Annotated in this window: 13 protein-coding genes, 1 CRISPR repeat array and 1 riboswitch; of the genes, 7 read left to right on the plus strand and 6 right to left on the minus strand. The window is 43.3% G+C overall.

Going from position 1 to position 11911, the window contains the following annotated elements; all coding sequences use genetic code 11:
* The first annotated feature begins 73 nt into the window (after nt 1–73).
* Nucleotides 74–1128: a CRISPR direct-repeat array (repeat unit 37 nt; unit sequence GTTGAAATTTAATTAACACCCTATTAGGGATTGAAAC).
* Between the two features lie 16 nt (nt 1129–1144).
* The 5 genes from H6G17_RS15335 to H6G17_RS15355 all read left to right on the plus strand — a co-directional run bounded on the left by H6G17_RS15335 (nt 1145) and on the right by H6G17_RS15355 (nt 5483).
* Nucleotides 1145–2275 (plus strand): aldo/keto reductase, encoded by a 1131-nt coding sequence (locus tag H6G17_RS15335; protein WP_192158549.1) that lies wholly within the window; start codon nt 1145–1147, stop codon nt 2273–2275.
* 25 nt (nt 2276–2300) lie between these two features.
* Complete coding sequence (gene crtA / locus H6G17_RS15340) at nt 2301–3176, plus strand: cyanoexosortase A (protein WP_192158551.1); 876 nt, start codon at nt 2301–2303, stop codon at nt 3174–3176.
* Entirely contained in the window at nt 3173–3856 is a 684-nt protein-coding gene (locus H6G17_RS15345; RefSeq protein WP_192158553.1) for a cyanoexosortase A system-associated protein, read from the plus strand. The genes crtA and H6G17_RS15345 overlap by 4 nt, the downstream gene beginning before the upstream one ends.
* 141 nt (nt 3857–3997) lie before the next feature.
* On the plus strand, nt 3998–4696 hold the full coding sequence (locus tag H6G17_RS15350) for an HpsJ family protein (protein WP_192158555.1): 699 nt from the start codon (nt 3998–4000) through the stop codon (nt 4694–4696).
* Between the two features lie 226 nt (nt 4697–4922).
* Complete coding sequence (locus H6G17_RS15355) at nt 4923–5483, plus strand: hypothetical protein (protein WP_192158557.1); 561 nt, start codon at nt 4923–4925, stop codon at nt 5481–5483.
* Between the two features lie 89 nt (nt 5484–5572).
* Here H6G17_RS15355 and H6G17_RS15360 read toward each other — a convergent pair whose 3' ends face one another.
* The 6 genes from H6G17_RS15360 to H6G17_RS34140 form a co-directional block, all read right to left on the minus strand.
* Nucleotides 5573–6049, minus strand: coding sequence for a hypothetical protein (locus tag H6G17_RS15360; protein WP_192158560.1), 477 nt, complete (start codon nt 6047–6049; stop codon nt 5573–5575).
* A gap of 57 nt (nt 6050–6106) precedes the next feature.
* Nucleotides 6107–6664, minus strand: coding sequence for a peroxiredoxin (locus H6G17_RS15365; protein WP_192158756.1), 558 nt, complete (start codon nt 6662–6664; stop codon nt 6107–6109).
* Between the two features lie 36 nt (nt 6665–6700).
* Nucleotides 6701–6991, minus strand: coding sequence for a regulatory protein SipA (gene sipA, locus H6G17_RS15370; RefSeq protein WP_192158563.1), 291 nt, complete (start codon nt 6989–6991; stop codon nt 6701–6703).
* Nucleotides 6992–7202: 211 nt separating this feature from the next.
* The gene (locus tag H6G17_RS15375; protein WP_192158565.1) at nt 7203–8192 is read right to left on the minus strand and encodes a sirohydrochlorin chelatase; all 990 of its coding nucleotides are present in this window, start codon (nt 8190–8192) and stop codon (nt 7203–7205) included.
* Between the two features lie 37 nt (nt 8193–8229).
* Nucleotides 8230–8432: riboswitch (cobalamin riboswitch) on the minus strand.
* 86 nt (nt 8433–8518) lie between these two features.
* Nucleotides 8519–8998, minus strand: a complete 480-nt coding sequence (locus H6G17_RS15380) for a Spy/CpxP family protein refolding chaperone (RefSeq protein ID WP_192158567.1) — start codon at nt 8996–8998, stop codon at nt 8519–8521.
* On the minus strand, nt 8973–9104 hold the full coding sequence (locus H6G17_RS34140; RefSeq protein WP_277876015.1) for a hypothetical protein: 132 nt from the start codon (nt 9102–9104) through the stop codon (nt 8973–8975). Before H6G17_RS34140 ends, H6G17_RS15380 begins: the two co-directional genes overlap by 26 nt.
* Nucleotides 9105–9254: 150 nt before the next feature.
* Between H6G17_RS34140 and hemC the strand changes: the two genes are divergently transcribed.
* Complete coding sequence (gene hemC / locus H6G17_RS15385) at nt 9255–10244, plus strand: hydroxymethylbilane synthase (protein ID WP_192158569.1); 990 nt, start codon at nt 9255–9257, stop codon at nt 10242–10244.
* A gap of 71 nt (nt 10245–10315) precedes the next feature.
* Entirely contained in the window at nt 10316–11740 is a 1425-nt protein-coding gene (glgA, locus tag H6G17_RS15390; RefSeq protein WP_192158571.1) for a glycogen synthase GlgA, read from the plus strand.
* The last annotated feature ends 171 nt before the right edge of the window (nt 11741–11911 follow it).

Consider the following 11911-nt stretch of genomic DNA (forward strand, 5'->3'; position numbering starts at 1 on the left):
GTTCATTGGATGGAGAAGATCGTGAAATGTTGACCGATTCTCTTTTCACAGAGAAGTATCAAAAATTATATGAAGATTTGTCTCAGGATTCAACATTTCTGGATTGAAACATATTTACTGGAGCGGTCAAAGGAACCATCACCCAATGTTGAAATTTAATTAACACCCTATTAGGGATTGAAACTTATCTCCTATTAAGTGGTAGGTGCGATCGCAGTTGAAATTTAATTAACACCCTATTAGGGATTGAAACCTTGCATTTAACGGCAAAAGCGGGAATTACGAAACTAGTTGAAATTTAATTAACACCCTATTAGGGATTGAAACTTTAGGGCAAACCAATAAAGCACGGCAATCGGAGTTGAAATTTAATTAACACCCTATTAGGGATTGAAACTACGCTGGAATGGTAGGGGCAAGGGTGGAGCCGTATTTATGTTGAAATTTAATTAACACCCTATTAGGGATTGAAACACAGTATCAATTAATTCCCCGACGATTGTGCTACTCGTTGAAATTTAATTAACACCCTATTAGGGATTGAAACCTAAATCCTCTGCGGTTAACAAACTTCCCATTGCGTTGAAATTTAATTAACACCCTATTAGGGATTGAAACTAAGGCAAGTTCCTTAGCAGCAGCTGCGACCAAAGGTTGAAATTTAATTAACACCCTATTAGGGATTGAAACTGGAGTTTGAGAACCTCTTTTTTGTGCAACCCGCCGATGTTGAAATTTAATTAACACCCTATTAGGGATTGAAACAAATTACCACGTTACCTTTAAGACATAACTCGAATTTATGTTGAAATTTAATTAACACCCTATTAGGGATTGAAACCGGGTTGCAGATTAGAGAAGAGGCTGAGCTGATTGTTGAAATTCAATTAACGCCCTATTAGGGATTGAAACACGATTAATTGCAGATACCAAGATCGCGTTGAAATTTAATTGCCTCCCTATTAGGGATTGAAACCGCAATGAAACCAAAAGAACAGGCTACACCGTGCATGTTGAAATTTAACGCTCTCCCTATTAGGAATTGACTTTTTTTTTGGAAGTGCTGGAATAAGATCGCCTACTGCGCTATGGTTGAAATTTAATTGTCTCCCATTAGGGATTGAACCTAGTACAGACTGAACCAATGCACTACCGACGATTTGGCAAGACGAATCTCAATCTTTCGGCGTTTTCGTTAGGAGCGATGCGTTACTTGGCTTCGGAGGAAAATGCCTATAAAACAATCGATCGCGCAGTTGCACTAGGGATCAATCACATCGAAACAGCTAGAGGCTATGGTGACAGCGAATTATATCTGGGTGCAGCACTTAAAAAAGGTTTGCCCGTCCCTCGTTCCCAGCTTCATATCACCACCAAAATTCCCCCTACGACAGATGCAGAGTCGATACGTTGTTATATTGATGAATCTTTAGAACGTATTGGAGTCGATTATTTAGATTGCTTGGCAATTCACGGAATTAACAATTGGGAACATCTCGATCTCGTACGACGATCGCATGGTTGTATGCAAGCAGTAAGGGAAGCTGTTGCTGATGGACGGGTAAGACACGTTGGTTTTTCCACTCACGCATCTTTAGATGTGATATTAGCAGCGATCGCCACCGATCTATTTGAATTTGTCAACCTACATTATTACTATTTTTTTCAACGTCATGCCCCAGCAATAGAACTCGCCCATAGTAAAGATATGGGTGTATTTATTATTTCTCCTGCGGATAAGGGAGGACTCTTATACACTCCACCAGAGACACTTAAAGACTTGTGCCAGCCTTTTTCCCCATTAGAACTAAACTATCGCTTTTTACTGAGCGATCGCCGTATTACTACCCTCAGCATCGGTGCAGCCACCCCAGAAGAGTTAAACGTCCCTTTACAAGTCGCTGATTGTGACACACCCCTAACTGATGCAGAAATTGCAGTTTTACAGCGTTTAGAAACTCATGCTGCCACAACTTTAGCAAGCGATCGCTGTAGTCAATGCTACAAATGTTTGCCTTGTCCTGAAAAGATAAATATTCCCGAAGTTTTGCGCCTGCGAAATCTGACTATTGCTTACAATATGCAAGAGTACGGCAAATATCGTTATCAAATGTTTGAAAATGCCGGACACTGGTTTCCTGGCATGAAAGCAAATAAATGTACTCAATGCGGTGATTGTTTACCGCGCTGTCCCGAAAAATTAGATATTCCGCAATTATTATCTGATACTCACGATCGCTTGAATGGATCTCCTAGACGTAGGTTATGGGGATGATTAGTAATTGGTAATTGGTAATTTTATGAAAGTTTTTTCGCAAGATGGATGGCGATCGCTACAACAACCGCAATTTTGGTTAATGGCGATCGCGGGTGGTATAGCGACTATTCATGCAAGTTTAATTTGGCGGAGTAATGCCGATTCAAATCAATTTATTCTCAGTCTTCTTTGTTGGTTCGCTGTGGCAACTTTGTTATGGGAGAAACGTCATAAATTAATTTTGCAAAGCGATATTGTTTCCAGCTTCCTCGGCTTTAGTCTTCTAGGCTTTGTTCTCCTCAGAAGTCTATGGATGACTAGTTTCGACAATTTATTTCATTTTATTCCCTTTATCGCTGCTATAGGATTGGTTTTACTTGCTTCTGGAGCAAATAGATTACATCAATATTGGCAAGAGATAATCATTATTTTTGCTTTTTCGATTCCTGTAGAGCTGCTAATTAATCGAATTGGCATTCTAGCTCTATACACGGCGAATTTTGCCTCTTTGATTTTGACTTATCTAGGAGTAGAGTTTTATCGCGAGGGAGTCAATATTGTTCTAGCTAATGGCAAAGCTGTAGAGGTAGCCGCTGGCTGTTCTGGTTGGGAAAGTATATTTCCTTTATTAAAACTATCTGTATTGTTCTTAATCATGTTTCCGACTCAAACAATTCAAAAAATCCTCGTTCCTTTAGCCGCAGTTGCGATCGCTTTTGTTGTCAATGGAGTAAGAGTCGCTATTTTAGCCATTTTACACGCTTACACAACCGAAGCTACATTTAAATACTGGCACGTCGGTACGGGTTCGCAAGTCTTTTTTCTAACTTCTACTTTATTATTTGGAGGATTCTGTTATTTAACTAGTAAAAGATCGCTTTCCGAACATTCAGACAAGAGAGAACTTTCTGAACTATGAAGCTTTGGCAGCGCTGGCGAACACCGCTATTAATTTTCACATTTGTCAATGTATTGTTTGTATCTAGTCGAGTGTTACTCGATTCAAACATTGGTAAGCGAAAAGTTACTCCTTTTACATTTCCTGCTACAGTTCCTCTTCCACAGTGGCAACAAGTCGCAAGTCAACCGCTACCAGATCGAATTGTAGAACAAGAACCATATGGTAAGGTAGCATTTCCAGGTAGACGCTATCAATATAAACAAAACGATTTGTTACTCAATGTTGATGTGCGCTATGAATTAAATACTGTAGGAGATGGACAACAAGCGATCGCAGACAATCTTAATCTATCATTTCCAACCAATCAATCTCCACTGCAAATTCGCCGCAATCCACAATTAGGTTATTACGCAGTTTTCGTACATCAACAAAGAGCATATTTAAATGCATGTATTAATTCTCGTGGTGGGAATACGTTCACTCCTTCCCAATTTGACGCAAATCGCTTGCGCTACGATTTTCAATTTCCACGCATTGCATTATGGTTATTGGGGAGACAAGAATTAAGAGATAACCGTTGCATTTGGACTCATTTATCTTTACCTTTAAAACAGCCTACGTCCGAAGCTTACTCTACCTTAGAACAGGCTTGGTTTTCTTCGTATAAGTGGTGGAGTTCTCGCTTTCCTCCAATTTAACAGTTAACAGTTATCAGTAAAGAGTGACTAGTGGTTGGTGTCTAGTGACTAGAATTGCTCCCCTTCTTCCCCCTCTCCCTTGTCTCCCTTGTCCCCCTCTCCTTTGTCTCAAAGAAAACAGTACAACAGGTCATCCATCTTGTGGCACAATCGCACAGTCATCTCGAACCGTTATTTCGTTTAGCAGGCTATACTTTATTATCTTTATTTTTATTAGATCTGCTAGCAATTCTGATTCCTTTCAATTTTACTAATCCCGTGTGGGAGTTTCAGCTAGCAAATCAACTTGTAGAACGCGCACCCGTACCAATTTTAGCGCTGATTTTTGTTTTAATTGGAGAATCTCAATTTCGGTTCTTTAAATTTTTGTCCTGGCTCAGTTTATTAGGAGGAATTTTATATTTTTTGCTCTTACCATTATCAATTAACGCTATTGTCAGAATTGACCAACAAAATTCAACTCAAATTGCCACAAGATCGGCACAACTTCAGCAATTAAAAGAACAGATAAATCAAGCCCAAACATCAGCAGACATAGCCGCAATTTTAAGCCGCATTAATCCTCAAGCAACTCCGCCAGAAATAGGAAATCTAGAGGTAGTTAAACAACAATTGCTAGCTAGCTTATCTCAGAACGAGCGATCGCTTCAAGCCCAAGCAGCTAGCCGCGAAAATAATCTTGGAGCGCAAATCAAAAATACAATCAAAATATCTTTAGGAGCGCTCATCTCTGGAACTTTCTTTCTAGTTATTTGGCAGAAAACCCGCAAAATTGTCAATCGAAGTCAAAGGGAGCAGGGAGCAGGGACGAGCTGGGAGCAGGGGGGAGAAGAGAGCTGAGGAAGCTCTCGGGAGCTGAGGGAGCTATAAGTCACAAGTCACAAGTCTCTTGCCTCTCGCAAGAGCGCAAGAGCGCCTTTCACCAACTACCAACTACCAACTACCATCACTGCTAACTCCTAGCTTCCCACTCACTTTTTCCAATAATAAATTTCCTTGCCACTAAGCAGAAATTATGTTAATAAAGTCGAGATACAAGTTAAAGTAGCAGCCAGCAGCAAGGGTGATGAATTCATTCTGGAAATTATCAGGAATTTTAGTAGGAATAAGCTTGGGGGCGATCGCGCCATTGCCAAACTCAAACTCAACGTTACAAATAGTTACGGCTCAGCCTTCTCAAGCTCTGCTAGAACTGGGTTTAACGCGAGCGACAATTGACCATAACGATCGCGCGATCGCGCCAAATACTGCATCTCAAGACACTGTTCAAGACACTGTGACAACTCCCAGTCTGTGGTGGGCAAAAGAGCAGTTTGGTGGGGATTTGCTGAGTCATTGGCTGGCTTATCCCGCTCAACAAAATGGCGATTCAGGACGCATCGACTTGCAAGTAAAACGGCAAAATTGGAATTCTTTAGACTATATTCAACAATACGAGTTCGTGCATCATTTTGGTACTGATGCTATGGATCGCGGCTATAATCTGAGAGTTTTCAACGAGCAAAAGCAACTTCTAGCCACTTACACTTGTGACTTCAGTGCTATTCCAACTCAATGTCAGATCGATCTTGATGCCAACAGCAAATCGATGATTCGTGGCGGAAGTCAGTTTGGGATGATGCGATAATTCTTAATTAGCGGGTAATTGGTAATCGGGTGGTGAGTGGTGGGTGGTACATGGTGTTTTTTTCCCCCCTGCTCCCTACTCCCTACTCCCTATTTGGTAAAACGCATTATTTCTCGCCCTAGCGTTAGCAACCCTGTCACGCCTAAAGAGACAAAAAAGACGTAAGGATACCAGTATTGGTGAATTTGCTGCTGGTGGGTAAGTTGAGGATGAAGGGTGTAAATAAACAAGGTTAGTAAAGCGATCGCCAGTGCGCCAAAACCAACAAAACTCAAGCCAACTAAGATTCTGGCTGGCTGTAACTCCACATCGCTAATCGCATCGAGATCGATTTCTGCTAACACGCTTAACGAGTCTTCCGCAACCTCTGAAGCCGATTCAATTTTAGCTGCTAATGGCTGCGATACAACTGGGACGATCGCGGCTACAGCTTGACGGCGGATTAATCCTTCCGTATCTCGTAATATTTCTAAAGGTTTGCGATCGGTAATTTCAATCGATTCGCGATCGCTGACTTGATACCTGACTTTCCGTCTAATCGGCTGGTATTTCGGCTCGAAGTCCATAAGACACGCTGAAAACTAAGTAGAGACATGACATGGCACGTCTCTACACTTTAGCTTTTAGGCAGTGTTTTTTTGTAATTCCTCTAACCGTGCTAGAACTTCCATGCTGTGAATGGCAGGATTTACCTTCACAAAAGTTTCGCGTAAAATCCCATCTGGGTCGATGAGAAAACTATGGCGCATCGAAACAACACCAATCCACGAACCGTATGCTTTACTCACTTCCCCTGTGGTATCTGCAAGCAGAGGAAATTTTAACCCTTCTGAATCGCAGAATTCGGCATGGGAATCGATAGAATCAGCACTCACGCCAATAATCTGAGCATTTTTGTCAATGTACTTGGGTAAGTCTTGTTGAAAGCGTTTGGCTTCTAGGGTACAGCCTGCTGTAAAGTCCTTGGGATAAAAATAAAGTACGACCCACTGACCGCGCAAGTCGGAAAGGGAAACTTCTCCATCTCCCGTATTGGTAGGTAGGGTAAATTGTGGTGCGGGTTGGTTCACTGGTGGTAGTTTACCCCCAAGCGCTAAGGCTGGGGTAGCAAAATGACACCAAACCAAAATAGACAGGCAACACGCAAAAACAGAGGTTAAAAAAGTTCGACGAAATATCATGATGTCAACTGCAAGTCCAGTTAACATAAGTTTACATTAGTCCTCGCTGCGATCGGCATCCGCAGGTAAAGATGGTTCCACATGAGATGCAGGTGGTGATTCTGGTTCTGATGTGATGCTCTCAATATATTGGCTATCGAGCAGAAAAGTACCGCGATCGAACCGGACGACCCAATATCCCCCAGGACGGCGATCTGTAACTATCCCTTCTTCCCGCAGACGAATTGTATCGGGAGGACGCAGCATCGGCATCGGCTCGGCTGTTTTAATGTAAGGTGGCAAGGCGACAACTCGGACTGTTTCGCCTATGGTGAATTCTTTCGTCATTGGTAATTGGTAATTGGTAATTGGTAATTGGTAATTGGTCGTTGGTCATGAGTCACTAGTTATTCACAAATGACAAATGACGGATGACTAATGACTATAGGCACTCATACTTTGACTTCTGAAATATGCGTAAGTGCGTTACGCGACGCGATCGCACACCCTACTGTACTAATAACCAACCATCATTACCCATTACCTATTACCAAATCCATTATGGAACTTGCCAGATTTTTTGATGATAGTCTACCGCATTAGCGTAAGGATCTACAGGCGGGTGGTGATGGTCGTGGTGATGATGGTGATGGTTGTCGTGGGTGTGGCTATGAGAATGCGTGTCACCTGCTACAGCTGCTAGGCGGAATTTGCACATCTCGCAATTCATCTGGACTTGACCTAAATGAGTTTCGATTTCTCTTTCTCTGAGAATGCTAAATAGGAGCGGATGCAGTCCTATTTCTGGCAAACAGGCGATTTCAATTTGGGGATACTTTTGTTGCTGTTGAGCTGCGACATCAAAAATCTTTTTAACTAGCGTACCCGTAAAGAGAAAGTGAGGTAGAATAACAATCCGTTTGGGTTGATAGAGTAAAGCGCGTTGGAAACCTGCTTCTAAGCGCGGGTGCGTGATGCCGATAAAGCAGGTTTCTACAGTAGAATAGCCGCTACCTTCCCAGAGAATGCGGGCGAGCTTGCAAGCATCGCCATTGGCATCAGGATCGCTAGAACCGCGACCGACAAATAATAATACGGTATCTGCACGCTCAATTTGAGGATGGTCTATGTCTGCCAGACGCGATCGCCACAAATCGAGAATTCCGGGCGTAATGCCAAAATGCCGTCCGTAGTAAAATTTAAGCTGCGGATGTCTGGCTCTAGCGCGATCGAGTTCGTTCGTTACATCAAATTTGTTATGCCGTGCGGCAAACAGTAAAATTGGCAGCACGGAAATTTCTGTAAAACCCTTCTCTACGCATCGATCTACCCCTTCCTGAATTGTTGGTTCTGTCAGTTCCAGAAAGCAGGGTAGAACTGGTCTAGAGGTATCTAAAGCTTGGTATGCAGAGGCAAAATCTAGCAAGCTTTGCCGTCCAGCTTCATCTCTAGTTCCATGACCGATCAGTAATAGAGGACGCTGTAGCGGCAGAGGTGGTAATTGCAAAGAGATATCTTCCAACGGAGTTAAATGGCGATCGCTAAGCATTGAGATTCTAGCTCCTTTCCCGTGCGACGCAGGAAATAGCGTGAGCGGATAACAGCACAGGCATTCTGGCTTACTATTCGTCATCGTTCATCTGTTATCAGTCATTTGCAGTTAGAGCAACAAATGACTAGTGACAAATGACAAGCGACAAAATCATTTACAGCTGCGGCACAGCCTCGGACTTACACCGATGTTTCCCTATGCTATTACAGTTCACTTGTGCCTAGATATCTTAACTGATTTGACCTACAACAAAAATACTGGGGGAGGGGTTATCAGTGACCAGTGCGTAGCAAAAGGTTTATTAATTCCGAATTCCGAATTCCTTAGCGATCGCCTCTTCGTCCCTTCCAGCCTCGTTCTTGTCTCATTTGCTGTAGTTGTTGTTGCTGTTCTGGGGTTAATACTGCGTCAAACTGAGATTTGGCAGATTGACGAATTTGTTGCATTCTATTTTTCTGCTCTGGAGTTAGGTTGAGAGAAGCTAACGCTTCGCGGCGGCGTTGTCTGCTTTCTCTAACGGTTTTGAGTTGTTCCCTCTGTGCTGGTGTCATGACTGCTTCGATTTGAGCGCGGGTATTGCGGCGGATTTCGGCAATTTTATCTCTTTGTTCCTGAGTTAACCCCAGTTTTTCAAATCGAGGTGGAATTTTATCTTGAGCTTGGGCGATTGTTTGTGACGCGGAAGTTTGCGATCCAGGTGCGATAGGTTCAGCTTGAGCTGCTAGCGGTACGGTGGCAATACTCAAGGCGATCGCGCTGGCTAACACAGGAATATGTTTAAATTGTCTGGTGATGAATTGCATGGTAGCGTTCTCTGGCGTTTCTAAGATTTGATATCACCATCATAAAAATCGAAAAACCGCGATCGCCTGTAGAGAAAGTAACGAATATAACTATTACTTTAGTCATGATGGTGAGGAGCGAGGAGAATTTTGTAGAGACGATACATGTATCGTCTCTACACTGACAACTGACAACTGACAACTGACTCCATTGGGTGCAGTCCTGCGGTAGTCTAGATCGAGTGACTCAGATTTAAGCTATAAATGCTGCTTTAGTATGTCCTCCAACGCCTCACCCACGGTCTCCAGCCCTGCCCGCACAATTCGCATTGGTTCGCGCAAGAGCCAGTTGGCTTTAGTTCAAACTTATTGGGTGCAAGAACAACTGCAAAAAGCTTTTCCAGATCGCACTTTTGAAGTCCACACCATGTCTACTCAAGGAGATAAAATTCTCGACGTTGCCCTTGCCAAGATTGGTGATAAAGGGTTATTTACTAAAGAGTTAGAAGTGGGGATGCTCAATCAGGAAATTGATTTTGCCGTACATTCCCTGAAAGACTTGCCGACTCGCTTACCGGAAGGGTTGATGTTGGGAGCGGTCACAGAAAGAGAAAATCCGGCGGATGCTTTAGTTTTACATTCTAAGTATAAAGATAAACAATTCGATACATTGCCAGAAGGAGCCGTCATCGGGACTTCCTCTTTACGCAGACTGGCACAACTACGCTATCACTTCCCCCACCTAGCATTTAAAGATGTGCGTGGTAACGTAATTACACGCCTGCAAAAACTCGATGCTGGAGAATATGATGCCCTAGTATTGGCAGTAGCGGGGCTACAAAGACTAGGATTAGGCGATCGCGTCGATCGGGTCATTCCAGCAGAAATCTCCTTGCACGCTGTCGGACAAGGCGCTTTGGGAATAGAATGTCGTGCGGGTGACGAAGAAGTCTTATCTTTAATTAAGGCGATTGAAGACATACCCACACGCGATCGCGCTCTTGCCGAACGTGCCTTTCTGCGGGAATTAGAAGGTGGCTGTCAAGTGCCTATCGGCGTTAACACTAGCCTAGAGGGAGATGTGCTAACTCTCACGGGTATGGTAGCTAGTTTAGACGGGCAAAGATTGATTAAAGATACCGTAACTGGTGCGCCCACGGAGGCAGAAAAGCTTGGCATCGAATTAGCCCAACGCCTTCGTCAACAAGGAGCGCAAGAGATACTAGCCGAAATCTTCGCGCAAATTCAACGCGGACAGGTATTGTAGAGACGTTACATGTAATGTCTCTATACAGAGCGATCTTTACCAATCTACTCACCACTCACTACTCACTAAACATGCGAATTTTGTTTGTTGCCGCAGAAGCAGCGCCAGTCGCCAAAGTTGGCGGAATGGGCGATGTCGTCGGAGCGTTACCGAAAATTCTCAGAGAAATGGGGCATGACGTGCGAATTTTTCTGCCCTATTATGGCTTTCTACCAGACAAAATGGAGATTCCCCAAGATCCAATCTGGTCTGGAGCTGCCATGTTTCAGGATTTTAAGGTTTACGAAGCCGTGCTGCCTGGAACGGATGTTCCCTTGTATTTATTCGGGCATCAAGCATTTGCACCCCGTCGTATTTATTCTGGGGAAGACGAACACTGGCGTTTCACCTTGTTTTCTAACGGCGCAGCAGAATTTTGCTGGAACTATTGGAAACCCGATATTATCCACTGTCACGATTGGCATACAGGGATGATCCCCGTTTGGATGCACCAATCTCCAGATATTACCAGCGTATTTACGATTCATAACTTGGCTTATCAAGGTCCCTGGCGTTGGTATTTAGAGAAAATTACGTGGTGTCCTTGGTACATGCAAGGACATAATACAATGGCAGCGGCGGTACAATTTGCCGATCGCGTGAATACAGTTTCTCCAACTTATGCCAAACAGATTCAAACGGCGGCTTATGGCGAAACTCTCGAAGGTTTAATGTCTTTTATTAGCGGTAAATTATGGGGTATTGTTAACGGCATTGATGTTGATGTCTACAATCCAGAAAACGATAAATATATTGCTAAAACTTTCACAACTGAGACCCTAGAGCAGCGGAAGCCAAATAAAGTTGCCATTCAAGAAGAAGTGGGGTTAGAGGTAAACTCCAAAGCCTTTTTAGTGGGAATGGTGACGCGGCTGGTAGAACAAAAAGGAATCGATTTAGCAATCCAAATTTTGGATCGATTTCTCTCGTATACCGATGCCCAAATTATTATTTTAGGCACGGGCGATCGCTATTATGAAACTCAATTGTGGCAGATGGCATCGCGTTTTCCCGGGCGGATGGCAACGTATTTACTCTACAATGATGCCCTTGCCCGTCGGATTTATGCTGGTAGCGATGCCTTCTTGATGCCAAGTCGATTTGAACCCTGCGGTATCAGTCAAATGATGGCGTTGCGTTACGGTTGCGTGCCGATTGTGCGTCGGACTGGTGGCTTAGTTGATACTGTTATTCATCACGACCCTGAAAATAATGTCGGTACGGGTTATTGTTTCGATCGCTACGAACCCTTAGACCTTTATACTTGTATGGTGCGTGCTTGGGAAGGTTTTCACTACAAACCAAACTGGCAAGCCATACAACAGCGGGGAATGCAGCAAGACTTCAGTTGGTATCAGTCGGCAAAAGAATACGTGAAAATGTATAACTCAATGTACGGCACTACTGAGGAAGTAGAAACACTCCAACCGCAAACAGAAGAATTAATTCCCAAATAATTGATTGGAATAAACATTCATTGTAGGGGCGGGTTCACTAGAAATATTTCCTCACAGCTTACAATCTCAATAAACCCGCCCCGCCGATGTCATGTATTAATCGATTCATCCTGACCAAAATAGTAAAAGCGTCAGCGATCGCAGGTGATATGTTTACATAGATCGGTGGTG

Source organism: Chroococcidiopsis sp. [FACHB-1243] (assembly GCF_014696895.1).
GTDB lineage: Bacteria > Cyanobacteriota > Cyanobacteriia > Cyanobacteriales > Chroococcidiopsidaceae > Chroococcidiopsis.